Origin of the sequence: Pseudomonas sp. ERMR1:02 (assembly GCF_002277815.1) — a bacterium.
Taxonomy (GTDB): Bacteria; Pseudomonadota; Gammaproteobacteria; order Pseudomonadales; family Pseudomonadaceae; genus Aquipseudomonas.
On sequence record NZ_NKJI01000001.1, the window covers coordinates 179,186 to 205,026 of the forward strand.

Here is a 25,841-nt window from a genome sequence, read left to right on the forward strand (position 1 = left end):
GTCAGTCACGACCGCAAGCGTTGGCCGGTCTCGTCTGGGGGGCTTTCGGGCCGAGCCGGGTGCTCGATATTTTGTCTGTTTTTTGACCGGGAGCAGTTTGGTCCGGGCACTTGCTTGTGTATGCTCCGGCGACGTTTGGGCCTCATGCTCATCATTATAAGAACAAGAAATTGCCTATGACCCTCAGCTCTGACCTGTCGGGCCCTTCTGTGGAGCCCCGGGTTATCCGTAAGCAATACGCCATGGAAATGGCGGTCGAACGCACGCGCCTGCTGTATCAGGGCTCTTTGCTTCCCACACTGTTCATGTTGATCAATGGTCTGGTCTGCGCCGGTTTGCTCTGGAGTCCGCAGCGCTACTATCTGGTCACGGTCTGGCTGGTGTGGCTGCTGTCGCTGGTGGCGTTGCGGGTGATTCAGGTTGCAGCCTTCGATTCGGCGATTCCCAACCGTCAGGCCCATCCGATCTGGCTACGCATGTTCTTGCTGGGCTCGGGTCTGACCGGCCTGACGCTGGCCGGAGCCGGTATCGCGCTGGTTCCCGCCGACAATTTCATCCAACAAGCCTGGGTTTTCGGCCTGATCGGCGCAGCGGCCCTTTCGGCCAGCGTGGCCTACGCGGTCAGCCTGCCGGCGTTTCTGTCATTCACGTTGCCCTGTTTATTGCCCGCCATCGCTTATCTGTTCTGGGACGGCGACGAGCAGGGACAGGGGTGGGGCTGGTTCGGCCTGATTCTGCTGGGGGCATTGAGCGTTGTGGCCTGGCAGGTCAATCGGCTGATCGATCACGGCTTGTTGCAGCGTTTCCAGAATCAGGCGCTGATCGAGCATCTGCAGCAGGCGCAAAACTGTAGTGATCAACTCAATCAGAAGCTGGCAAAGGAAATCGACCAGCGCCGGCGCGCCGAAGAGGAGTTGCGCGAAATCCAGGTCGATCTGGAAAGCCGCGTCGCCCAACGCAGCCGTGAACTGGACGTTGCCAATCAGGCGCTGAGCAAAAGTGAGGCGCGCCTGGCGCTTGCGCTGAAGGCCAGTGAGCTGGGGCTGTGGGACTGGAACCTGCAAACCGACGAAGTTCACCACACGCACATCAGGGAGTTGTTCGGCCTGGAGCCGGAATACGTGACGGCGATGCTACGCCACCTCAAGCCACGCCTGCATCCCGAGGATCTTCCTGCACTGAGAAGGGCGCTGGTCGAGCATTTGAAGGGCCGCACCGAGGATTATCAGGTCGAGTACCGCGTGCGGCATGGCGATGGTCACTGGGTCTGGATTGAGGACCGCGGGCGAGCGGTCGAACGCGCCGAAAACGGCCGGGTGATTCGCATGGTCGGCACTCGCCGCGACATCAGCGTCAGCAAGGCACTTGAAGAGCAGCAGCAATTGGCGGCGACGGTGTTCGAGGCGGCCAGCGAAGGCATTGTGATTCTCGACCCCGATTACGCACTGATCGCGGTTAATCAGGCTTTTAGCCGCGTGACTGGCTATGAGATTGGCGACATGCTCGGGCGCAACGTCGTCGAATTGCCGTGCAGCCGCGATGCTCGTCGCCATTTCGGAGTCATTCATCAAGCCCTGGAACAGCATGGCAGCTGGCAAGGCGAACTGGTGGAAACCCGCAAGAATGGTGAGATGTACCCGCAATGGCTGCACCTGAATACAGTGCGAGATACTCGGGGAAAAGTCAGCCATATTGTCGGCTTCTTCGCGGATCTTTCGGCGCGCCGTGAATCCGAAGAGCGCATGCGCTACTTGACCCATTACGACGAGCTTACCGGCCTGGCTAACCGTTCAATGTTCCGCGAACGGCTCAGCGAGGCGCACCAGCGAGTGCGCCAGGGGGGTATCGCAGCCTGGCGTTACTGCACATCAATCTGGACCGTTTCAAGCAGCTCAATGACAGTCTGGGTCATGAATTCGCCGACCAGTTGTTGCAGAAAATGGCCCGGCGACTGGTCAACGCGTTGCCGGAGGCTGACACCGTCGCTCGCTTGTCCGGCGACGAGTTTGCGGTGCTGTTCAACTCCTACGGCAACCTTTCGAGCCTGGCGCGGGTGGCGACACGCTTATCGAACAAGTTGCGCTTGCCGGTGACGGTCGAGGGCCATGAACTGGTGGTCAGCGCATCGATGGGCATCAGTCTGTTGCCGGACAGCGCCAGGGATATTTCCGCGCTGGTCAGCCAGTCGAACATGGCCATGCAGCACGCCAAGCATCTGGGCGGCAACAACTTCCAGTTCTACACCGACAGCCTGCAAGCCAGCACACTGGAGCGTTTGCAGCTGGAAAACCAACTGCGTAAAGCCGTGGAAGAGAAGCAGTTAAAGGTGTTCTATCAACCCAAGCTGTGCCTCGCCACAGGCAAGCTGAATGCCGCCGAAGCGCTGGTTCGTTGGGATCACCCAACCATGGGGCGCGTGCCACCGGGGGATTTCATCGGACTGGCCGAGGAAACCGGGCTGATCGGCCCGATCGGCGAGTTCGTGCTGCGTCAGGCTTGCTGGCAAGCCTGCGAGTGGCAGCGGCAGGGGCTTGAACCGATTCGGGTCTCAGTCAATTTGTCGGTGCATCAGCTGCGCCAGGGCAAGCTGGTCAGTCTGGTACGGCAAGTGCTGGAGGAAACCGGGCTGGCGCCGCACTACCTGGAGTTGGAACTCACCGAAAGTCAGTTGCTGGACAGCGTCGAGCACATCATTGCGACCTTCCAGCAGCTGCGTGATCTAGGGGTAAAGCTGGCGATTGACGACTTCGGCACCGGTTATTCATCACTGAGTTACCTCAAACGGATTCCGGTGGATTACGTGAAGATCGATCAGGCGTTCATTCGCGGGTTGGGGGAGGGCACTGAGGATGCGGCGATTACCCGGGCAATCATTGCCATGGCGCACGGCTTGTCGCTCAAAGTGGTGGCGGAAGGGGTGGAACGGTGCGAGCAGCTTGAATTTCTCAAGCATGAGCAGTGTGATGAGGTGCAAGGGTATCTGATCAGTCGTCCAGTCGAGGCGGATCGGCTCGTGGCGCTGCTGCGCGAACAATGCATGGAATGACGGGGAACTTCCCGCCGGTTCCTTTTCGAGAGCCGCCGGGAAGAGAACGTGCTGTTATTCGGTAATCATAATGTTGTCGATATGGTGCAGTAAATCGCCTTCGTAGAAGATGCTGACGCCAGTGACATTGGAATTACCCATTACTTTATATTCGACAGGTTTTTCGGTTACGACCTGCAGTGAAACTTCTTTGGAGGTTTCAAGTTTGAGTTCCAGTCGAATATTGAATGATCGGTCCTGTAGTTTCATGTATTCCAGTTTTGGCGTAACACCAGCGTGGGCAACGGTTACGGTGCCGTAGGTGCGGAAGGATGCTGCGCCAGGCATACGGTCAATTTGTGCGGTCCAGTCTTTGGTTTTAATGCTCATAGTGTGTAACTCCTGTAATTAATGTTATTGCTTCCTGCCGAGTCAATATATACAACTGAAGTAGCGGGAGGGGAACTTTGTAGTCTGGCTTTGTAAGGCTGTATGTTCCGGTAATTATCGAATGAATATTGACAGGTAGAACTTTGATGGGAGGTCGCGGCTCTTCAAGTCATGTAGCGATGGTGTGTTCGAGCACCGAGCGCGAGTGCTACATGAGGCGCGAGCACCTGAAATCGAGGGATCTGGTTACGCATTGAGCAGGCAAAAAGCCCATTCATGTAGTATAACTACAAGCGTGCTACATCCCCGGCAACTGCCAATAACAAAGAGTCCATCCCCTTGAATCTGCTGCAACACATCGCCCAGTCTCGTCACCTGTTACGCAAGTCGGAGCTCAAGGTCGCCGATCACGTGCTGCTTGACCCCGCGGCCGTGATGCACAGTTCCATGGCTGACCTGGCCCATAGCGTCGGCATCAGTGAACCGACCATCGTGCGTTTTTGCCGCGCCATCGGCTGTTCCGGGTTCCAGGACCTGAAGTTAAAGCTGGCCCAGAGTCTGGCGGCCGGCGCGAGTTTCGGGCAGTTCGCGATCCATGAAGACGATTCGGTCGCCGACTACAGCCTGAAAATTTTCGACACCACTCTGCACACCCTGATGGAGGTTCGCGAGAAGCTCGATCCGGTGGAGTTGCAGCGAGCGGTTTCGCTGATGTCCCAAGCCCAGCGTGTCGAGTTCTATGGCTTCGGCGCCTCGGGTGCAGTGGCGGCAGATGCACAGCACAAGTTTTTCCGTTTGCTGCTGACCGCAGCGGCGTATTCCGACCCGCACATGCAAGCGATGTCGGCGGTGACTTTGAAACCGACCGATGTGGCGATTTGCATTTCTCAGTCCGGGCGTTCCAAGGATCTGCTGATCACCGCCAACCTGGTGCGCGAAAGCGGTGCTTCACTGATCACCCTGTGCCCAAGTCAGACGCCGTTGGCCGAGTTGTCGACCGTCAACCTGGCGATCGACGTGCATGAAGACACCGAAATCTATACGCCGCTGACCTCTCGGATCGCCCATCTGGTGGTGATCGACGTGCTGGCGATGGGTGTGGCCATGGCGCGGGGGCCGAGCCTGGTCAACCACCTCAAAAGCGTCAAGCGCAGCCTTCGCAGCTTGCGGCTGTCACCTAAATCTGTAAAAGCGCTGGACGATTAATTCTGATCTGAAATGGCTGGAAGGTCGTTCCGACCTTCATTCGCGAGCAAGCCCGCTCCCACATTGAATTGCTGGTACACACGGATTTGTGTACGACAGAGATAAAATGTGGGAGCGGGCTTGCTCGCGAAGGCGTCCTTGATTACGCCGAAATTTTCATCTGTCTGTAACGCCCCAGCCGCCAAACCGTCATCCCTCGCGCCTATCTTGAAGCTCCCGCACTCGCCCTGGGAGACTCGAAATGGCTCAGCCCTACGAAGAACGCAACAGCGCCGTCAAAACCCGTCGTCAGCAGGAAGACCAACGCCGCATGGAGTTTCGCCGTGCGATCGAAGATCGCTGCGAGAAGCGTCAACTTCTCGCCGAGATTGGCGATTTTCCTGAAGAGTTCGAACTCAATTACTGGCAGGCTGCCTCGACAGCTTCCCGTCGAAGCGTTCAACCAGGCCGCTGATCTGCACCCGCTCGCTGCGAACAAACGCAAGGAATGCGTGGGCCACCGGTGACAGCCGTTTAGCCTTGGCTTGCACCAGGCACCAGCTACGGTACAGCGGCAGTTCTTCGACCGGCAACTCGATCAATCCGCCGGTCGCCAGTTCGAGGTTCAGGGCGTGGCGCGTCAACAGCGCAACGCCCAGGCCCGCCAACACACATTCACGCTGGGCTTCGGCGGATGAGACTTCCTGGGTCTGGTTGAAGTGCACGCGCTTCTCTTTGAAGTACTCCTCGCAAGCCAGACGCGTACCGGAGCCGGGCTCACGCAGCAGCAGCGTGTAAGGTTCGAGATCTTGCAGGCGCAGCGGTCCCATATGGCACAGCGGATGATCGGGTGGCGCAACAGCGACAATCGGGTTGTTGAGGAACGGCAGGAACTCCAGCCCCATGTCTTGCGGCACCATGGACATGATCACCAGGTCATCGCGATTGTCAGAGAGGCGCCGTATCACCTGTCCGCGATTGACCACCGTCAGTTGCAGGTTGACCTCCGGGTGCTGGCGCTTGAATGCGGCGAACAGGTGCGGGACGAAGTACTTGGCGCTGGATTCCACTGCGAGTTTCAACTGGCCCTGCAACGAGCCCTGCATGTCGGAAAGCTGCATGTCTAGGTTTTCCAGCCGCCCGAAAATGTCCCGGCTGGCGCGTTGCAGCGCTTCGGCTGCTTCCGTCATGTAGAGTTTTTTGCCAACGTAATCGAACAATGGTTGTCCGATCAGCTCTTCCAGTTGACGAATCTGTAGGCTGACGGCCGGTTGTGTGAGGGACATTTCTTCGGCTGCGCGGCTGTAAGACCTCAAATCACAGACCTCGTTGAAGATCTGCAATTGACGCAATGTCATACGCATCAAGGACTTACGCATTTTATGAGCGCTCTCACCGCAGGCTGATTCATCAACTATAAGTCTTTACTTATGCATGACCCAATAATTATTCATTTTTGTTAATCCCTTGTGAGCGCTAGTGTGGGCCTGCGACCAAATTGAAACATTTGGTCACGCGTCGACCTGGGTCTTGCAGGTCGTGGGTACTTCCGGCTCAAGGGAAATTCCAAGTGATAACAAAGATCCTGATCGCCAACCGTGGTGAGATTGCCGTACGAATCGTACGTGCCTGCGCCGAAATGGGCATTCGCTCAGTCGCGATCTATTCCGACGCCGACCGCCATGCCCTTCACGTGAAACGTGCGGACGAGGCCCACAGCATTGGTGCCGAGCCACTGGCCGGTTACCTGAATCCGCGCAAGCTGGTGAACCTGGCCGTGGAAACCGGTTGCGATGCGTTGCACCCCGGTTACGGTTTCCTTTCGGAAAACGCGGAGCTGGCGGACATCTGCGCCGCGCGCGGTATCAAATTCATCGGCCCATCGGCAGAGGTCATCCGCCGAATGGGCGACAAGACCGAAGCCCGCCGCAGCATGATCAAGGCTGGCGTGCCGGTTACTCCAGGCACCGAAGGCAACGTCGCGGACATCGCCGAGGCTCTGGTAGAAGGTGATCGCATTGGTTATCCGGTGATGCTCAAGGCCACTTCCGGTGGTGGCGGCCGCGGTATTCGTCGCTGCAACAGCCGCGAAGAACTTGAACAGGCTTTCCCGCGAGTGATTTCCGAAGCTACCAAGGCTTTCGGTTCTGCGGAAGTGTTCCTGGAAAAATGCATCGTCAACCCGAAACACATTGAAGCGCAGATTCTCGGCGACAGCTTTGGCAACGTGGTGCACCTGTTCGAGCGTGATTGCTCGATCCAGCGCCGTAACCAGAAGCTGATCGAAATTGCCCCGAGTCCGCAGCTGACCCGGAACAGCGCGCCTATATCGGCGACCTGTCGGTGCGTGCGGCCAAAGCCGTGGGTTACGAGAACGCCGGTACCGTGGAGTTCCTGCTCGCCGAGGGCGAGGTGTACTTCATGGAGATGAATACCCGGGTGCAGGTGGAACACACCATCACCGAAGAAATCACCGGTATCGACATTGTCCGCGAGCAGATCCGCATTGCATCCGGCCTGCCGCTTTCGGTGAAGCAGGAAGATATCCAGCACCGTGGTTTCGCACTGCAGTTCCGGATCAACGCCGAAGACCCGAAAAACAACTTCCTGCCAAGCTTCGGCAAGATCACCCGTTATTACGCACCCGGCGGCCCCGGCGTTCGTACCGACACGGCGATCTACACCGGTTACACCATTCCGCCGTTCTACGATTCCATGTGCCTGAAACTGGTGGTGTGGGCGCTGACTTGGGAAGAGGCGATGGACCGTGGTTTGCGAGCCCTCGACGACATGCGTCTGCAAGGGGTAAAGACCACCGCCGCGTACTACCAGGAAATCCTGCGTAACCCGGAATTCCGCAGCGGCCAGTTCAACACCAGCTTCGTTGAAAGCCACCCAGAACTGACCAACTACTCGATCAAGCGCAAACCCGAAGAGCTGGCCCTGGCCATCGCCGCCGCCATCGCCGCCCACGCAGGCCTGTGAGGAATATTCCAATGACTAAGAAAATCCACGTTACCGACACAATCCTGCGCGACGCCCACCAATCGCTGCTCGCGACCCGCATGCGCACCGAAGACATGCTGCCGATCTGCGACAAGCTCGACAAAGTCGGCTACTGGTCGCTGGAGTGCTGGGGCGGCGCAACATTTGACGCCTGTGTGCGCTTCCTGAAAGAAGATCCGTGGGAGCGTCTGCGCCAACTGCGCGCAGCGTTGCCTAACACGCGCCTGCAAATGCTTCTGCGTGGCCAGAACCTGCTGGGCTACCGCCACTACAGCGACGACGTGGTCAGGGCCTTCGTCGCCAAGGCAGCGGTCAACGGCATCGACGTGTTCCGTATCTTCGATGCCATGAACGACGTGCGTAACCTGCGCGTGGCCATCGAAGCGGTGAAAGCGGCGGGCAAACACGCCCAAGGCACCATCGCCTACACCACCAGCCCGGTGCACACCATCGATGCATTCGTAGCACAAGCCAAGCAAATGGAAGCCATGGGTTGCGACTCTGTGGCGATCAAGGACATGGCCGGTTTGCTGACCCCATACGCCACCGGCGAACTGGTCAGGGCATTGAAAGCCGAGCAGTCGTTGCCAGTGTTCATTCACTCCACGATACCGCTGGCATGGCGACCATGTGCCAGCTCAAAGCAATTGAAAACGGCGCCGACCACATCGACACGGCGATCTCCAGTTTCGCTTCGGGCACCAGCCACCCGGGCACCGAGTCGATGGTCGCCGCCCTTAAAGGCACCGAATACGACACCGGCCTGAATCTGGAACTGCTCCAGGAAATCGGCCTGTACTTCTACGCCGTGCGCAAGAAGTACCACCAGTTCGAAAGCGAATTCACCGCGGTCGATACCCGCGTGCAGGTCAACCAGGTTCCGGGCGGCATGATCTCCAACCTGGCCAACCAGCTCAAAGAGCAGGGCGCGCTGAATCGCATGAGCGAAGTGCTGGCAGAGATCCCGCGTGTTCGCGAAGACCTCGGCTTCCCTCCGCTGGTGACCCCGACCTCGCAGATCGTCGGCACCCAGGCGTTCTTCAACGTGCTGGCCGGCGAGCGCTACAAGACCATCACCAACGAAGTGAAGCTGTACCTGCAAGGCGGCTACGGCAAAGCACCGGGTACTGTGAGCGAGCAACTGCGTCGCCAGGCCATCGGCAGCGAAGAAGTGATCGACGTCCGTCCGGCCGACCTGCTCAAGCCGGAAATGGCCAAGCTGCGTGCCGACATCGGTGCCCTGGCCAAATCTGAAGAAGACGTGCTGACCTTCGCCATGTTCCCGGACATCGGCCGCAAGTTCCTCGAAGAGCGCGCTGCCGGCACCCTGACGCCAGAAGTGTTGCTGCCAATTCCTGAAGCCGGCCGCGTGGCTTCCGCAGGTGGTGAAGGCGTGCCGACCGAGTTCGTCATCGACGTCCACGGCGAAACCTACCGCGTCGACATCACTGGTGTTGGCGTGAAGGCGGAAGGCAAGCGTCACTTCTACCTGTCCATCGATGGCATGCCGGAAGAAGTGGTGTTCGAACCGCTCAACGAATTCGTCAGCGGTGGCAGCAGCAAGCGCAAACAAGCGACTGCACCGGGCCACGTCAGCACCACCATGCCGGGCAACATCGTCGATGTGCTGGTCAAGGAAGGCGACACCGTCAAGGCGGGTCAGGCCGTACTGATCACCGAAGCGATGAAGATGGAAACCGAAGTCCAGGCAGCCATCGCTGGCAAAGTCACCGCCATCCATGTGGCCAAGGGCGACCGGGTGAATCCGGGCGAGATCCTGATCGAGATCGAAGGCTGAGTTAACAGTCGCGATACAACGCTTTAAACCTCGGGGGGCATGTGCTCCCTTTTTTTATGTCTGCAAATCCGTTCATGGAAACGCCGCATACCTGTGGGAGCGGGCTTGCTCGCGAAAGCGGTATCACATTCAGCATTTGTATAGGCTGACCCTCCGCATTCGCAAGCAAGCCCGCTCCCACAGGTACTGCATTGATTCTGTGACGGCGGTGAGGGTTGATCAGAAGCTCATCTGCCACTGCCCAATCAATCCGTGATTGCGGCTATCGCTGCCCATTTCACCCGTGACGCCTACGCCAACTGTATTACGCGGGGAAAGCCTGAGATCCACCCCGGCGTCGACCATCAGCTTGTCACGATCCAGCGGGGCGCTGTAGACGCTGTAGTCATTGTCGCCCGTGACAAGACGTTGTCTGGTTTCGGTGTAGACCTCGCCGTACGTGTATTTCCAGCCTGCGCTGACGCGTGGAGTCAGTTGCATACCGTTACCCAGCGTATTGAGCTTCGCCAGACGCAAGCCGAATGTGCTGCTGAAGTATTCCTCGGATTGCCCGTGCACTTTCAGCGCTGCGGCGCCTCCTTTTTCCGTGAAGCTGTCGCGTTGATACCGTTGATACCCAAGGCTCGCAAACGGTTCGATATTGACCCCGGCGCGCCCCAGGTTGTACCCCACCTGCGCAAAGGCTTGTTGGGTATTGGCATTGTAACGGCCCTTGGGACGATCCTGGACCTCATAGAATTCGGCCCGGCGTGCGCTGGCTCCGGCGTGGTTATTGTGTGTCACACCCAGGCGCAAGGACATCGGGCCATCCTGGCGAAGGGCGTAAGCACCCAGATGCCAGCTGTCCAGATCGCCGTCGAGTTCATTGCTTTTCTGACGAGTCCGGGAGCTGCCGCCCATCACACCGACACTCCATTGCTCATCGACCGGCCAGTCGGCACCTAGTACCAGTCCCTGGGTGGAGTGTTGTAGCGGGTCATAGTCACGACTCAGTTTTCCGCTGCTTCCCAGCACCTGAAGCCAGACTCGTCCGTTGGCGTCGCTGCCAGCCGCCAGCCGAGGCGTGTTGTTCTGATTGCTGAAATCACCGGCACTGTCCAGTTGACGCATGGCGGAGAGGAGAGTGGCGCTGATTGGCCCGTCGCTATTCAAAGTAGCCTTTGCGAGGTTGGCGTTGCTGTCACCGGTCAGTAGTTCGATGATCCAGGGAGCTGTTGCGGTTGGCTCCGCCGTGGATTGTGCAGTCGCAAATTCAACCCAGCCGAAGGCAAGTGCGTTAGCCAGGACGAGGTGTTTTGGTCGGTACGTGTGTTGAGCGGGCATCGATTTCGGCCTCTGGTAACAGGAGGCCAAACTCTAAAGTGGGGTTACAGGTGCCGATGTCAGGCGCTTCCGGCAATCGTGCGAGGAATATCGGAGATTGCTGAGGAAAAAAAGCAGCTGCACAAATGCGGCAGCATTTGTCGTTTTCGGGCTGACTGTTTTTCCTACGACAATTGAGGCTGTGCTCAGCGGAACGTTGCGGTTTCATTTTTCAGGATGGCTTCCGACCGCGTTTAGGTGTCATCACTAAAACTGCATTATATTGCAGTTAGAGGACGAGGAATTACCGTCTGTATGCATTTTATTGCGTGTACAAATGCTGTTGATTTGTCTTGAATGCATTATATTGCGTTTATAGTTGATAGGACTCTTCAAGAAATGCATTTAAATGCAGGTAAAAAAGCATGTACAACCTGACATTGCAGGTTTTTACGGCGGGGCAATGGTCCGACGCCATGGTCTTGAGCTTTGATAAACCTGAAAACGGCTTCGAAAGCCGATGCAATTTCGGTTACGAGACGAGTTATCTCGTCGATAACCATGAATTCATAGGGTCCCCGTTTTCCAAGGCGGTGAGTGCAAGACTCCCATTGGATTGGGATAGTCGGCGTTCCGGCGCGCCAGCATTCGTGCATGACATTGCACCTGCGGGAGCCGCGAAAAGGTTTCTTCTAGCACGCTTGGGACAAGGTAAGCCCACAGATATCAGCGCCGATCTTTACCTGCTGGGTCGAAGCACTCCGGCCCTATCGGTAACATGCGGATAAAGGAATCTGCCGAGGCAGTGGACGAGCGGGAGCCCATCGGGTTTGAACGTCAGGATGTCATCCGTCGTGACAACCGATTCCTCGAGTACGCCTATGAGTTAGGTGCTGCTATTGGCGGTGCAACAGGGGCTGGAGGCGAGGCTCCGAAGCTTTTGTTGGCTGAAAACAAGAGCGGCCTTTTGTACCCGGATGCAGTGCTGGACGACGCGGAAGTCACACAGCATTGGTTTGTGAAGTTTGCTCGCAATAAAGGAAATCAGACTGATCAAGACATCCTCCGAAGTGAATACCACTACTACAAAGCTCTGCAGACCCTAGGTATCGAAACAGTTGCTGAAGAAGGGTTGGCGTTAGAGGAAGCAACCAAGCCCAGCTTGTGGATGCAGCGTTTTGATCGGCAGGTAACCGACCAAGGAATAAAGCGTTTTGCCGTAGAGTCGGTTTATTCGCTGGCGAACGTTACTCAGCCTGGAAGTGCGATGAACCACATGGAGGTAATCCGCATGCTTGCCGGGCTTTGGCGTGAAGTGGGGCAGGCGAATCGGATTCCGGATCTTGTTGCCGACTACTTGCGTCGGGATTTAATCAACAAAATACTCGGAAATTCGGATAACCATGGTCGCAACACCGCAATCATCCGGGATACGGACTCGTTTCGTTTGGCGCCAATTTATGATTTGGCGCCAATGGTGATGGATGACGAAGGTGTGACCCGCACGACCAAGTGGCCAAAAGAGCTGGAGAGGGCAGGGGATGTCGATTGGCGTGGAGTATGTCGTGCGCTAGCTGATATCGCTGATCCGGATGATCCATTGGCAGGATTGGCTGACGCGACAGACTCTTTCGAGCGTTTGCGTGAGGATGCGCTACGTTTGGCGGCACTTCCCGACATTTTGGCTACCAGTGGATTGCCTGCGGTGACAATGAATCATCCGCGCATAGCATTAAAAATCTGGAGCAACGTTTGAAAGAGTGGGACCTGAAATGAGCATGACCGTTGCCGAGCGCACGGTGCTCATAGAAAACATTCAAGAAGGGCTCACCCAGGGCTCGATTGAAATCGGTGAAGCTGTCCGACGCCTGCGAGTGGAAGTTACCGGCCTGCATCAGACCCAATTTGCCAAGATGTGCAAAATCTCGGTACGCACACTGGTGCATATCGAGCATGGGGAAGGGAACCAGACGCTGAAGTCGCTGAACGCAGTATTCCGCCCTTTTGGATTGAAGATGGGTGTAGTGCGAATTCGGCGTGATATCAGCTGAAACTGCGCCGGTCATTTGTAGGAGCCGGCTTGCTGGCGATGGCGGAGCTTCACGCAACATAAGTGTCAACTGACACGCCGCTATCGCCAGCAAGCCGGCTCCTACAGAGATCAGACGTTGCTGATCCTCAATTGATCAGCCGCGGCACTCAGCCAGCGTTTTCACCTGTCCCGAATCCGTCTGGTTTTCATCGCTCAACCACTTCTCGAACCCCGCGCCAATCGCTGGCCATTCCGAGTCCAGAATCGAATACCAGGCGGTATCCCGGTTCTGCCCCTTTACCACCATGTGTTGGCGAAACACCCCTTCAAAGCTGAAGCCCAACCGCTCGGCCGCGTATTTGGAGCGGGCGTTGCCGTTGTTGCACTTCCATTCAAGGCGCCGGTAGCCCAAGGCGAACGACTCTTTGGCCAGCAGGTAAACCGCTTCAGTGCTTTTCGGCGAACGCTGCATCGGGGCGCCGAAGGTGACGTGGCCGATTTCGATGCGGCCCTGGGCCGGAACGATGGACATCAGACTGAGGATGCCTTGCACGTCGCCACTGGCGCGATCGATCACGCTGAAGAAATACGGGTCGCTGTTGGCGGCGTGGTTGTTCAACCAATCATTGAAGACGCTGCGTTCCGGGAACGGGCCGTATGGCAAGTAATCCCAAGTTTTGGGTCGGCGCCGGGGCCTTGCAGGGCTTTGAACAAACCGTCGCCGTGGCGTGCCGGGTCGAGTTTTTCCAGGCGGATGAAACGCCCTTCGATCGTTTGCACTGTTGGCGCCGGGACGCCTTTCCAGTCGGCGAGTGAAGTAGACATGCTGTTCTCCTTGAACCTTAAATGGCTTTGCGAAACTGGATGAAACCAGGGCGTTCGGCGACGCGCTCGTAGAGCTGGATCGCGGTGGCGTTGGTTTCGTGGGTTAGCCAGTGCACCTTGTTGCAGCCGTCAGCTCTGGCTGTGGTGTAGACGAATTCAATCAACTGGCGACCGACGCCGGTGCCGCGGGTTTCGGGTGCCACCAGCAGGTCTTGCAGGTAGCAGGAGTTTTCGATGCTCCAGTTCGAACGATGGTAGATGAAATGCACCATGCCCACCGCTTTGCCATCAGCCCAGGCCAGCGCGGCGTGAGTGGGCTCGTTGGGGTCGAGCATGCGCTGCCAGGTGCTGTCAGTCACAGTCTCGGGCAATTCGGTTTTGTAGAAACGCAGATAGGTCTGCCACAGCGGCAGCCAGGCGCCGTGGTCGTCGGCGCTGACCTGGCGGATGTCGATCTGACTCATGTTCATTCCTTAACGCATCAATTGGGCGAGCGCGTGGTCGTGCACATCGGGGCTGGCGGCCAACCCTTCGCGCACGCCGGCGATGTCGGCGGGGTCACGGTTCTGGCTGAGCTTGCGCTTGCCGTCCAGTCGTTCGATTGGCACGGCGAAACCGACGATGGCCTTGAGCATGCCGTCGATGTAATCGGCGGGGGCATCGGCGACTTTCCAAGGCTGAGCACGGCCGCTCTCATGGCGATCAGTCAGAGTGCTGACGATGTCGAGCAGCCGTCCGCCATCGCTGAAGGTTTCGGCGCGACCATAGGCATGTACGGCGACGTAGTTCCAGGTTGGGACGACTTTGCCGTGCTCGGCCTTGCTTGGGTAAAAGCCCGGGCTGACGTAGGCATCGGCACCGGAGAAAATCAGCAAGGCTTCGGCGCCGTCACGCAGGTCTTTCCACTGCGGATTGGCCTTGGCCAGATGCCCGTACAGCGTGCCCTTTGGACCTTGTTCGCGATGGAGCAACACGGGTACATGGCTGGCTTGCAAACCGTGTTCGCCGTGGGTCACCAATATGGCGAGGCGGGTGGCGAGGATCAGCTCGTGCAGTTGGGACAACTCATCGATGGCAAAAGCGCGGGGCGTGTACATGGCGAGATTTTCCTTGGCGAATGCTTGCATCCTAGGCAGGCTATTGGTCTGTTGTAAGAGCCATTAATGACCAATTTCATAGGTCCATTGAAATGCATAGCGAACCGCTGTCCCTGTCGTTCAACCCGGCCGGTATCGAACTCGATCGCCGCCAGGGCCTGAGTCGACAGCTCTACCAGGCATTGCGATTACGTGTACTGGACGGACGACTGGCCAGCGGCACGCGATTGCCCGCAAGTCGGGATCTGGCCGCGGCGTTGGCGATTTCCCGCAACAGCGTGGTACGTGCCTACGATCAACTCTACGCCGAAGGGTTTATCGAGGGACGCGTTGGCGACGGGACTTATGTTGCGCAACTGCCCCAGACAACGTTACCGGGGAAAAAACTATCCACAAAAGTATCCACAGGGTTTTCAACAGGCTTACCCACAGCCTTATCCACAAATTGGTTAGATTTACCTGTGATTTCATCCAGTAAAGTTATCCACAGCGGCGCTCTGGGGCGCGTTGAAACAACCATTTAGCTCTGCCGCCAAGTGGTCCGCCGCGCGCATTTCGAGTGGGGGTTCCAGCGTTCGATCTGTTTCCTTTTGAGGTCTGGGCCAAGCTGAATGCGGCTTTCTGGCGCAAACCGGAACTACAGCAGTTGTGTTATGGCGACCCCGCAGGTGACGAGCGTTTGCGTGGGCTCATCGCCGCGTACTTGCGCAGTTCCCGTGGCATGCAGTGCACGGCTGAACAAATTGTGATCACCAGTGGTGCGCAGCAGGGGATTAGCCTTTGTGCACAGTTGCTGGTGGAACCGGGCGACGGGGTGGCGATTGAAAATCCGGGGTATCGGGCCGCCGGTCATGCCTTCGCCGTGGCCGGGGCGCGCCTGCACGGAGTGGCGGTGGACGGCGAGGGCATCGACTGCGCTGAATTGACTGCGCTCGGCGATTGTCGCCTGGCCTATGTCACACCTTCGCATCAGTACCCGACTGGCGTGGTCATGAGCCTGGCGCGACGTCTGGAATTACTGGCCTGGGCCGAGCGCACTCAGGGCTGGATCGTCGAAGACGACTACGATGGCGAATACCGTTACAGCGGCGCGCCACTGGCACCGTTGGCGGCGCTTGATCGGCAGGGTCGGGTTTTGTACGTCGGGACATTTGGCAAAGTGGCCTTCCCGGCATTGCGTTTGGGGTATCTGGTGTTGCCGCCAGCGCTCACGCAGGCATTTTCTCAACGTAGAGCGGTGGACGTGCGGCACTCCGAGGTCAGCACCCAAGCGGTGATGGCCGAGTTCATGGCCGCCGGCCACTTCCAGCGCCACATCCGTCGCATGCGTCGTGCTGCATTGAGTCGTCGTAACACGTTGCTGAGCGGTTGGCCCCAGAACATCCCAGGTATCGGCAGCCTGCCGAGTGTTGCGGCGGGGCTGCATTTAACGGTTGCAGTCGACACTCAGGCTCGTGAGCAAGAACTGATTGAAAAAGCCATGAGCGTCGATGTTGAAATCAATGCGCTGAGCAGTTACTGGCTGCCAGATACGCAAAAACCGGTGGACCAGCGCGCCGGGCTGGTCCTGGGTTTCGCGGCGGTGCCTGAAGCGGCCATCAGTGCTGCATTAGGACGACTGGAAAAAGTTTGGCGCCGTTGAAAAGACCCGCGTCAATCACGGGTCTTGCCTTTTAGTTGGCTCAGGGTTTCGAGGAGGAGGGCTTTGGCTTCTGCAAGAACAGTGCTTTGGCCAGTTGCGGGCTGATTTCGCTGCGATAGATCGCGATCAGCTCGCTATTGGATGTGGTTGTTCGCAGATCATATCCACCACCTAACCTGCGTTGTGATGCGGTTTTCAGGTGGGCTGCGGTATAGCCCTCGTCAGGCGTTTCAAGTTTGGGATAATGAAAGTGCGCGTACCAAAGTACAGCGCCATTAGCGTCGCCAGCCTTCCTGGATCCAGTGCCTGAACCAGTGCCACGCTCACGAATTTCATACTCTTCCAGAAAGTCCTTTCTGTGTCCTTTGAGCCGGTTTCGACCTGGAGTCTTGACGATGTCCACCAGTCCTTCGCCGTGCAGCCATTCAACACGGGCGGCGGTCGGTAGTTGTCGTTTGATTATGGTGATTCGGGTGAGGCGACCCTTTGCGTAAAGAATGGTCGCTTCATCATTGAGTTGCTTCACCACGTTGACGGCTGAAGTCTGGCCGCCTTCGGTGGCGTTCAGGTCGATCAGGGCCTTGTCGATTGCGTCGGCCGCTTCCGTCATCCGAGAGGCCTGTTGCTTGAACATCTCCTCGATTTCCACAGGAATACGCCCGGCCTGATTAGCATGTGTTTCGGTTCGACGGGTAAAGGGCTGCAATTGATTCAGTAACATTTGGCCCTGCTGGATACTGACGTCCAGATTGGGGCGTATGGGCATCGTCGGCGGGGCCTGATCCTTCACATGTTCGAGCCAGTTACCGGGTGTTTTTTCACGAAACGTCGCGATGACCTTTCCAGTCAGCGGTGATGTCACGTCGAACAAATCAATTTCATCGCCGGCCAATCGCTGGCGGGGGGTGCCGACCACAGTCCCTTTGAAGCGCGTTTTGATGATGCGTTTGCGAGGCAGCGCAGGACGTGACGGTCCCGCCGTCGGCTCAAGCATCCTGCGTTCGTGCAACAGGTCCGCGAGTTGCTTCGCCGTGGGCTCGTTGAATGCCTTGATCCGCTCGCGCATCAGTTGCAGTGGTGCGTCCAGCAATTGCTCGGGAAACTCTTCGGACAGATCGGCAATCCGTTGGTCCAGGGTTGCAAATTGCTCCACCAGATCGTTGAAACCGTCGATTCGTTCGAGCAGCGCGAGTGTCTCTGCGTCGGCAGCGAGGTCTAGAGAAGACTGAATGGTGAGGCCGGCATCTTCGACAAGGTTTTCGATTGTCTGCCGTGCAGGCGCCAGGTCGGCCGGGGTGCTGTCTTTGAGACATAGCTCCTGAGCAATACTGATCTGGAATAGTTTCAGATCCTGCAGCTTGAACGTCGGCAATTGTGCGGTGTATTCACGGGCCACTTCGCAGGCTTCCTTACCGAGGCGCGTCAGTTCTTCGATTCGAGCTCCAGCAAATTCGATCTTGTCGATAAAGCCCTGTGTCAGGTCGCTCGTGAGCTGATGAATCTGGCGTGGCGTCTGCGGACCTTCGACCTCATTCTGGTCCAGCAGCGCAAGGGATTGGCGCATACGTTCACCGAAAATACGGTTTTGGCAAATGAACCATTTCTGTGTCAGTGATAGCTGGAGTTCAAGGCAACTGACAATGACCGGGCGATAGTTCGGGATGGGCTCAAGGGCGTTGTAAGTCTTGAGTTGTTCAATGTAGGTGCCGTAAGTCGTCAACTGTGAATCCAATGTTTCGATCAGGGATTGGTGATCGGCATCGGTAGCGGCTTTTTCTGCTGTTTCCAGTTCCTTTTGCAACTCCAGCTTGCGGCCATCAAACGCTTTCAGTTGTTGCTTCAAGTCTTCCTTGCGTCGCTGGTTGGCGCGCTCAAGGGCTTTTCGACGACCGCCGCCACGTAGCCTAAGGCGCGTGTCGATGAACCACTCTCCCTTCGCCGAATGAATCAGGAGAGGGCCTTTCACCGCAGGGGTTTGCCGTGAATCGATGATCTGCACTGCATCGTTGTCGTTCAGCATGACTTCGAACCAGCGTCGACCGACCTTCGCGTACCACTTGCCGTTGAGTCCACTGAGATGCTGGTGGGGGCCGGGATCGAGCGAAGGCGCTGCCAGTCCTGCAGGTACTGCAATGGTCAGGCTTTCAAGCACGGCACCCAGAGCCCCGGGCGGCAAAGTGCCGAGGGCATGTAGAGAGGTTTCATGTGCCACCGCAGGTTGGCTTGCCTGCCAGTCGGGCAGGCGAGTCACGGTTGGTTTGGTGGCGGGCACAGTTTGTGTTGCAGGGTGTACGGTTGTAGTTTTTTCGGGTTTTCGCGTGGAGGGTTTGTGGCCAGCGGCCGCTTGATGGGCGAGCACCATGCCCAGGGTCAGCAGCAGGTCGGTCATGGCGGACCAGACACCTTGGCGATCATCATTTTCGTTGGCGTCGGTTGCTTCCTGCAGATCGTCCATGATCTGCCAGATCCAGGCAGCCGTACCGGCCGTGCGACCTAGGAAGGGCAGCGCGATATTGAAAAGCATCCACGCGCCTTTCTTGAGCGTTGCCCAGCGGGCTTCGGCATTGGATACCGATTGGCGGTCAGCCAACGTGACCATCGCGTTGGCGTTCGCTTTGAACAAAGCCAGGAAAGGTTTCTCACCCAGCGACTTCGTGCTCAACGCCACGCTGCCCATCTTGGCCAGAACCGAGGTGGGCTCAACCAGTAATTGCGCCACAGTCCAGACCGAAGGCAACTCGCCGGGGAAGACATACTGGGAATAGTTGAAGCGCACACTGTCCGGTAGCCAGGCCAGGATCGATTGGCGAAGGTCTTTGTTTTGCCTGATCGCATACAACAGATTCGCTTCGCTGGGATATTGCAGCAGCGGGTGGTCGAGTAACGGCCGGTAGAGCAGGCAAGGTCCCAGCGTGGCGAGTCGCGGCCCGATCACAAACATGTTGGCGACTTCATCGGCCTTGCTGTCAGTGCGGTCCCCGGGAATGAGTGCCAGCGGGCGAATAATGACTTCCACCCCGTCGACAAAGCGGTCTGCAGGGTTTTGCTGCATGGCCGCAACGACATATCGATACCCGCGCTCCTCAATTCCGGCCTGACCGCGGATCTTGTATTGCAGCGCCTGCATCGGCAGCTGAATGCGCAGATGCGGGATATAGAGTTCTACCCTTCGCAACGTTTCCTGCGCATCGGTGAGTAGTTTGCGCTTGATCAGCGCGGGGTAAGTCGCGCCGATATTCACCTGCGTCACGAGTTTTTCCAGGTACGCCGGCTTCATCCACGTCGGTGTTGCTTCGCCGTTTTTGAAATGCACCGTCTTATTGCCCAAAGGGACCGCAATCAGGTTCTGCAGCGCAAGTTCCACCAGCGATAGCGTGAGGGTCTCAGTCTTTGCGGGCACGACGAAAGTGCCGATAACGACAAGACTGGTGATGCTGATTTCGACGTCCTCAAGCTTCAGGGTCGACGCGCTCGGATAGTCTTTGATCATCTGCTCGCGCAGGCTCTGCACCGCAAAGTCCGGCAGCGCTGGAATGTCGTCGAGGAAGGTTTTACCCGCGTCCTGTTCACGCAAACTGGCTAAGTCCATCAAATGCCGGCTGTATCGGGTGAGGTCCGCTGGTGAGGCATTATTCAGCCAGTCCGGCATCAAGCCCTGAACCTTGCGAAAGTGTGACGACGGCAGTTCATCAAGGTCAGTGAAGTTTCTTGGTGGAGAGTTGACCTGTGGTGAACGGCTCGGCGAGGCTGTGCTGTCAACGGTATTCAATGAGCCGATGGCCTGGGCCTCAAGGGCAATCAACGCGCAGGCCTGGTGGTGGAAAAAATTGCCGTCTGGCTCATACAGGCGCCACTGCGAAGCCTGCTGGGCGGGCAGTGTTTCACCCAATGCCTCAACAGAATCGTAACGTTTGAATCCTTTAACTATGGAGTGCGTGAGCACAAACGTACGGTTGCCGAGTGTGCCCACGAGCACCGCGATATCCAGAATCTGCGAATGTTTGCTCGCCCCGTTTTCCACGTCGTCGATGTCGATCAGGCAGGCTTTGGTCAGGTACTTGTCCTGGGCACGCCGTGTCGCGCGGTCCGGATGGCTGAACACCGCGCTGACCATGGCTTTTTCGTCTTCGCTCCAGTCCAGGGTCGGGTCGAGGTTCCAGATGTCTTGCAGTGACTTGGAGAGCTGATGCCAGCGTGGTGTCGACGGGCTCGTCACCTGGTTCCAGTAATCAAGCTGCTGTTGCTGATAGGCATTGAACAGCAGCGGGGCGAGTGAATTGATGAGGCATCCGATCGTATCGATTTTCACCGCGAGTTGAACCACCGGTTCGACACCGGGATGCAGGGTCAGAAAATGTTCGCCGTCGATGTAAGTCACGGTCGATCCCGCGTATCCGAGTCGCACCAGCACATTGGTGAGGGATTCATACAGGTGAGGGCCGGGCACAATGCGATCTTCAGTAATAACCCAGGTCGGGGTGACGACTGTGGCGAGTGTCGGATCGATCTTCAGTAGCGGATACAGCGTGTTAAGCGCGGCCCCCAGAAAATTCGCAGCAACTTCACTGATCGAGGGGCCAGTGACCAGCTCGGTCAGTACATCTTTGTCTTTTTGGAGGGTGGTTTCGGGCATGGTCGTCTCCTGACGGGTGTGCGAGCCGCTGTGGATGACACGGCGCGGGATCAGGGGACGTTATCGGGCGGTTACAGCAGTCTTGCGGTAGATAAATATTGCAGGCAAAAAAAGACAGCTTCAGCGGATCTGCTACTTGGCATGGCAAAGCTCCCTTGTAGGAGCTGGCTTGCCAGCGAAAGCGATGGGCCACCCGAAATATTTATCGCGTGAACGATTGCTTTCGCTGCGGTGCAGCGATCCGACAAGCCAGCTCCTACAAAATCAGGTCCCGGACTTGATCTTGGTCCAGGCACGGGTCCGCGCACGTTCGGCATCGCGCGGCAGCGGTTGCAGGGTGTAGAGCGTGCCCATCGCCGCTTCAGTCGGGTACAGGTTCGGGTTGTTGCGGATCGCCGGATCGACTATTTCCGTGGCGTCCTTGTTCGGGTTCGGGTAGCCGACGAAGTCGCTGACGGGTGCGATGACCTGCGGTTGCAGCAAGTAGTTGATGAAGGTGTAGGCGTCCTCTGTGTTCTTCGCGCCCTTCGGAATGGCCAGCATATCGAACCAGATCGGTGCGCCTTCTTTGGGCAGGCGCATGTCGACGATCACGCCGTTCTTGGCTTCCTTGGCGCGGTTGGCGGCCTGGGAGAAGCTGCCGGAGTAACCGACCGCGACGCAGATGTCGCCGTTGGCGATGTCGGCCATGTATTTGGACGAATGGAAGTAGGTGACGTATGGACGGATCTTCATCAGCAGCGCTTCAGCCTTGTCGTAGTCCGCCGGCTTTTTGCTGTTGGGGTCCAGGCCGAGGTGTTGCAGGGCCAGCGGCAGGATCTCCGACGGCGAGTCGAGCAGGGCGACGCCGCACTGCTTGAGCTTGCTGATGTTCTCTTCCTTGAAGATCAGATCCCAGCTGTCCACCGGCGCATTGTCGCCCAGCGCAGCTTTGACTTTGGCCGGATTGAAGCCGATCAGAATGGTGCCGTACATGTAGGGCACAGCGAACTTGTTGCCCGGATCGTTGGCCTCGATCAACTTCATCAGCTTGGGATCGAGGTGGTTCCAGTTCGGTAGCTTGCTGCGTTCCAGTGGCTGGAACACGCCGGCTTCGATCTGCTTGGCGAGGAACACGTTGGACGGCACTACCACGTCATAGCCGGAGTTGCCGGTCAGCAGCTTGGCTTCGAGGGCTTCGTTGGTGTCGAAGATGTCGTAGATCAGTTTGGTCTGGGTGTTCTGCGCCTTGAAATCTTCCAGCGCCTTGGGGGTGATGTAGTCGAACCAGTTGTAAACGCGCAACGTTCGTTCTTCAGCGTGAACGGCGCCGCTGAGCACCGTTGCGCAAAGCGCTGGCGCGATAAAACGCTTGAGTTTGTTCATTGTTGTTATTTCCCCTGGGCGCTTTCAAAACCTTCGAGAACGTTCACGGCATTGATGCCGATTTCTTCAACAGCGTAACCACCTTCCATCACGAACAACGTCGGCTTGCCTAGGCCGGCGATACGCTTGCCCATGGCCAGGTAGTCCGGGCTGTCGAGTTTGAATTGCGAAATCGGATCGTCCTTGAAGGTGTCGACACCCAGGGATACGACGATGATGTCGGCACCGTAGCTTTCAATCTCTTTGCAGGCTTGTTCCAGCGCTGCGCTCCATACTTCCCAACCCGAACCTGCGGCCAGCGGATAGTTGAAGTTAAAGCCTTCACCGGCGCCTTCGCCTCGTTCATCGTCATAACCGAGGAAGAACGGGAATTCGGCTTGCGGGTGACCGTGGATCGAGGTGAACAGCACGTCGCTGCGCTCGTAGAAAATCGATTGGGTGCCGTTGCCGTGGTGGTAGTCAACGTCGAGGATCGCGACCTTTTTGTGGCCCTGATCGAGGAACGCCTGCGCTGCGATGGCGGCGTTGTTGAGGTAGCAGTAACCGCCCATCAAATCGCTGGCGGCGTGGTGTCCCGGTGGACGGCACAGGGCGAAGGCACTGCGCGCGCCTCGCTGGATTTCCGCTTGCGCGGTCAACGCCACTTGCGCTGCGCTGTACGCCGCTTGCCAGGTGCCGGCGGTGATCGGGGCGCCACCGTCAAAGCTGTAGTAACCGAGCTCGCCGTGCAGGCTGGTGGGCTTGATGCGGCGCAGGGAACGGGCCGGCCAGGTGTAGGGCAGCAAGTCACCGTCGGTGTTGAACTCGGTCCAACGCGCCCAGGCGCCTTTGAAGAAGTCGAGGTAGTCGCGGCTGTGGATGCGTGCGATCGGGTCGAGGCCGAAGTCCTTCGGTGCCTCGACGGGGCCCAGGTTCTGGTTTTGCACTCGTGCCAGCACATGGTCGGCACGCGAAGGCATTTCGAAACAGGGCTTGAGTTGCCCGTCGATCAATTCACAACGGCCGTGGTGCAGGTGGTGATCATCAGAGTAGATCGTCAGCATTTCTTGTTCTCCGCAGGCTGATTCGGTTGAACACAGTCTTGCGGCGCCGACGGTTTTGGAGAACGGCAGGAAAGGCCAAAAGGGGATTAATATGGCCAAAACCTTTGACCGAAATTCGCCCCTTATTAGAACCTAAGGACGCATTTTCTGTAGGAGCGAGGCTTGCCCGCGAAGCTTTTGGCGGTTTCACGGCCGCCTTCGCGGGCAAGCCTCGCTCCTACGAGGATCGGGTCGTTTTCAAGGGCGGAATTGGCTCGGCGCCACGCCGCTCCAGCGCACGAAGGCATGGCGGAAACTCGCGGTTTCGCTGAAACCCAGCGCTTCAGCTATTCGGTAGATGGGCAGTTGATCCTCACAGAGCATTTGCTTGGCCTGTTCGAAACGCAGTTCGTCGAGCAACTCCTGATAGCTGCACCCCAGATCCTTGAGGTGTCGGCGCAAAGTTCGCGCGGAGCAGTTCATCTGTTCGGCCAAGCCTTCCAGCCCCGGCGCAGCATTCAATTGCGCACTGAGCAGATGTCGAATTCGCCCCAGCCACGCCTGTCGCCCGGTGAACTCGGTGTTCTGCTTGCGGCAGCGTTCGGCCATGGCTTGATGGGTTATGACGTCCGCCAGTGGCAAGGGTTGTTCGAGCCATTGTTTGTCGAAGGCGAAGGCGTTATCCCGTGCACCGAAGTGCAACGGGCAATCGAAGTGCTCGGCGTAGGTCGCCTCATAGTCGGGTGCAGCATGTTCGAAGCGCGCGGCGAGCAGCGGCAGCGGGTGGCCGAGCAGGTCGTCGCAAGTGACTTTCAGCGAGAGCAGGCAGAACTCGGCGTTGAACGCCGCCAGTGCGGGGTTCTCCCGGTAATCGGCGGCAACAAACCAGACGCGCTCGCCGTCATCTTCCAGGCTCAGCTCGAAAAGTGTTCCCAGCAGCGCCGGATAGCGCATCGCCAGGCGTAACGCGTCACCGAAGGTGGCACAGGTGAGCAACGCGTAACCGAGAATGCCGTAGCAGGAAACGTGCATCCGCCGACCCAGTTCCAGGCCGATATCGCGTTTAAGCGCAACGGCGTTGGCACAGACCTGCATCTCCTGGTTGGTGGTGATGTGCGTGTCAGCCCGGCTGAGATCCGCCGCGCTGATACCACTGCCGGCCAACAAGGCGTCGCTGGACAGACCTTCGGCCTTGAAGGCGTTGAGCACCAGGGAGACGGCGTTTAGGGTGGTGAGGTGGGAGTGGAGCATGTCGGCTTCCAGCCTTGGGGTAGCTGAAAGTCGAGCAAATTATGTGCCGTGAACCGACCCCGTAGGAGCGAGGCTTGCCCGCGAAGGCGTCTTCAAGTACGCCAAAAGCTTCGCGGGCAAGCCTCGCTCCTACGGGGGTTGTACGGTGTCAGCTCAGTTCGCCGCACAGGTCGAGTTCGACCAGCCGCCGAATCTCGGCGGTTTCGAGTCCGACACCCAGCAGCCCATGCAACTTGCCGAACGCCGCCTCACGGGTCATGCCACCACCGGACAACACGCCGACGCCACGTAAGCGGCTACCGGCCTCGTACACGTCCAGCTCCACACCGCCTTCATGGCATTGGGTAACGGCAACCACTACCACACCCTCGTCTCGCGCCCGTCCCAGGCTGGCGAGAAACTCGGGATTGTCGCTCGGCCCGGTGCCACTGCCATAGCACTCCAGCACAAGACCCTGAATGCCGCTATTGAGCAGGCCATCCAGAATCTCGGCGCGGATACCGGGAAACAGCGGCAGCACCGCGACGTTCGCCAATTGTTTGCTCTGGTTGTAGTTCAACGCTGCAGGCAGTGAAGTGGCCTTCGCCCCACCTCCCTGACGCTCCAGGCGCTTGAACGGGTGACGTCCGAAACTACGCACCTTCGCGCAACGGCTCGGGTCCAGCAGTTCGCCGTGGAAGTACAAATGCACGCCCGGCCCCAAGCCTTTGCCCAGGGCAACCAGCGCGCCGCCGAGGTTTTCCCAGGCATCGCTGTCGGCCACGCCGGCAGGCAACATCGAACCGGTGAAGCACACGCGGGCATTCAGTCCCAGGAGTTGAAAACTCATGGCTGCTGCGCTGTAAGCGAGGGTGTCGGTGCCATGCAGGATCAGCACGCTGTCGCAGCCCTGCACATCAACCGCATCGACCACCGCTTCACGCAGTTGCTGCCAGTACGCCGGGGTCATGTTGGCGCTGTCGATCAGCGGCGACATCTCGCGGAAACGCCACTGTGGCACCACCAGGTCAGGCTGGCTGTGCAGGTATTCGCGCATCCGCGCTTCAAAACCGGATGCCGGGGCCAGGCCATGGGCGCTGGCTTGCATGCCGATGGTGCCGCCGGTGTAGAGCACCATGACGTGCTGGGCGGCAGGATAGGTCGAGGAATTCATGGAGACTCTCTGAAAACGATGACTTCCTTTGTGGGAGCGGGCTTGCTCGCGAAAGCGGTGGGTCAGTCAACATAGATGTTAACTGACCCACCGCTTTCGCGAGCAAGCCCGCTTC

General features: G+C 58.0%; 14 protein-coding genes and 7 pseudogenes. 10 read left to right on the forward strand and 11 right to left on the reverse strand.

Translation table 11 applies throughout. The annotated features are described in order from the left end of the window. Positions 1-176: 176 nt before the first annotated feature. A pseudogene (locus CES87_RS00865) lies at positions 177-3,046 on the forward strand (putative bifunctional diguanylate cyclase/phosphodiesterase). A 54-nt stretch (positions 3,047-3,100) separates the two neighbouring features. Here the strand turns inward: CES87_RS00865 and CES87_RS00870 are convergent. Further along, the gene (locus CES87_RS00870) at positions 3,101-3,415 is read right to left on the reverse strand and encodes a hypothetical protein (protein ID WP_128604558.1); all 315 of its coding nucleotides are present in this window, start codon (positions 3,413-3,415) and stop codon (positions 3,101-3,103) included. Positions 3,416-3,754: 339 nt separating this feature from the next. Here CES87_RS00870 and hexR point away from each other — a divergent pair, with 339 nt between their 5' ends. Further along, positions 3,755-4,621: a transcriptional regulator HexR gene (gene hexR, locus CES87_RS00875; RefSeq protein ID WP_008027445.1), complete on the forward strand. Its 867-nt coding sequence runs from the start codon at positions 3,755-3,757 to the stop codon at positions 4,619-4,621. A 241-nt stretch (positions 4,622-4,862) separates the two neighbouring features. Next, positions 4,863-5,075 carry a PA3496 family putative envelope integrity protein gene (locus tag CES87_RS00880; protein ID WP_128604559.1) on the forward strand — a complete coding sequence of 71 codons (213 nt, stop codon included), beginning with the start codon at positions 4,863-4,865 and terminating at the stop codon, positions 5,073-5,075. On the opposite strand, the gene CES87_RS00885 is transcribed toward CES87_RS00880, so the two are convergent. After that, entirely contained in the window at positions 5,017-5,979 is a 963-nt protein-coding gene (locus CES87_RS00885; RefSeq protein ID WP_128604560.1) for a LysR family transcriptional regulator, read from the reverse strand. The genes CES87_RS00880 and CES87_RS00885 overlap by 59 nt on opposite strands. A gap of 191 nt (positions 5,980-6,170) precedes the next feature. Between CES87_RS00885 and CES87_RS32765 the strand changes: the two are divergent. The 4 genes and pseudogenes from CES87_RS32765 to CES87_RS32775 all read left to right on the forward strand — a co-directional run. Further along, positions 6,171-7,069: pseudogene (locus tag CES87_RS32765) on the forward strand (biotin carboxylase N-terminal domain-containing protein); the annotation flags it as partial. 60 nt (positions 7,070-7,129) lie between these two features. Then, complete coding sequence (locus CES87_RS32770; RefSeq protein WP_256590815.1) at positions 7,130-7,585, forward strand: hypothetical protein; 456 nt, start codon at positions 7,130-7,132, stop codon at positions 7,583-7,585. A gap of 11 nt (positions 7,586-7,596) precedes the next feature. Further along, positions 7,597-9,338 (forward strand): annotated as a pseudogene (gene oadA / locus CES87_RS00895) (sodium-extruding oxaloacetate decarboxylase subunit alpha); the annotation flags it as partial. A gap of 9 nt (positions 9,339-9,347) precedes the next feature. Continuing rightward, a complete protein-coding gene (locus CES87_RS32775; protein WP_256590816.1) occupies positions 9,348-9,404 on the forward strand; it encodes a hypothetical protein in 57 nt (18 codons plus the stop codon). Positions 9,405-9,623: 219 nt separating this feature from the next. On the opposite strand, the pseudogene CES87_RS00900 reads toward CES87_RS32775, so the two are convergent. Further along, a pseudogene (locus tag CES87_RS00900) lies at positions 9,624-10,652 on the reverse strand (autotransporter domain-containing protein); the annotation flags it as partial. Positions 10,653-11,131: 479 nt separating this feature from the next. On the opposite strand from CES87_RS00900, the pseudogene CES87_RS00905 reads away from it, so the two are divergent. Continuing rightward, positions 11,132-12,482, forward strand: a pseudogene (locus CES87_RS00905) (type II toxin-antitoxin system HipA family toxin). Then, a complete protein-coding gene (locus tag CES87_RS00910; RefSeq protein WP_128604562.1) occupies positions 12,479-12,757 on the forward strand; it encodes a helix-turn-helix domain-containing protein in 279 nt (92 codons plus the stop codon). The pseudogene CES87_RS00905 and the gene CES87_RS00910 overlap by 4 nt, the downstream one beginning before the upstream one ends. A gap of 135 nt (positions 12,758-12,892) precedes the next feature. Here the strand turns inward: CES87_RS00910 and CES87_RS00915 are convergent. The 3 genes and pseudogenes from CES87_RS00915 to CES87_RS00925 all read right to left on the reverse strand — a co-directional run bounded on the left by CES87_RS00915 (position 12,893) and on the right by CES87_RS00925 (position 14,660). Continuing rightward, positions 12,893-13,563, reverse strand: a pseudogene (locus CES87_RS00915) (GNAT family N-acetyltransferase). A 17-nt stretch (positions 13,564-13,580) separates the two neighbouring features. Then, complete coding sequence (locus CES87_RS00920; protein ID WP_128604563.1) at positions 13,581-14,027, reverse strand: N-acetyltransferase; 447 nt, start codon at positions 14,025-14,027, stop codon at positions 13,581-13,583. A 9-nt stretch (positions 14,028-14,036) separates the two neighbouring features. Continuing rightward, entirely contained in the window at positions 14,037-14,660 is a 624-nt protein-coding gene (locus CES87_RS00925; protein WP_128604564.1) for an FMN-binding negative transcriptional regulator, read from the reverse strand. Positions 14,661-14,752: 92 nt separating this feature from the next. Here CES87_RS00925 and CES87_RS00930 point away from each other — a divergent pair. Further along, a pseudogene (locus CES87_RS00930) lies at positions 14,753-16,302 on the forward strand (PLP-dependent aminotransferase family protein). Between the two features lie 40 nt (positions 16,303-16,342). On the opposite strand, the gene CES87_RS00935 reads toward CES87_RS00930, so the two are convergent. From CES87_RS00935 to CES87_RS00955, 5 genes are all read right to left on the reverse strand, one after another. Further along, a complete protein-coding gene (locus CES87_RS00935) occupies positions 16,343-20,935 on the reverse strand; it encodes a dermonecrotic toxin domain-containing protein (RefSeq protein ID WP_128604565.1) in 4,593 nt (1,530 codons plus the stop codon). 264 nt (positions 20,936-21,199) lie between these two features. Beyond that, a complete protein-coding gene (locus tag CES87_RS00940) occupies positions 21,200-22,300 on the reverse strand; it encodes a polyamine ABC transporter substrate-binding protein (protein ID WP_128604566.1) in 1,101 nt (366 codons plus the stop codon). Positions 22,301-22,305: 5 nt separating this feature from the next. After that, positions 22,306-23,343, reverse strand: a complete 1,038-nt coding sequence (locus tag CES87_RS00945; protein WP_128604567.1) for a histone deacetylase family protein — start codon at positions 23,341-23,343, stop codon at positions 22,306-22,308. Between the two features lie 237 nt (positions 23,344-23,580). Next, positions 23,581-24,573 carry an AraC family transcriptional regulator gene (locus CES87_RS00950; protein WP_128604568.1) on the reverse strand — a complete coding sequence of 331 codons (993 nt, stop codon included), beginning with the start codon at positions 24,571-24,573 and terminating at the stop codon, positions 23,581-23,583. 148 nt (positions 24,574-24,721) lie between these two features. Then, a complete protein-coding gene (locus CES87_RS00955; protein WP_128604569.1) occupies positions 24,722-25,726 on the reverse strand; it encodes an asparaginase in 1,005 nt (334 codons plus the stop codon). Positions 25,727-25,841: the final 115 nt, after the last annotated feature.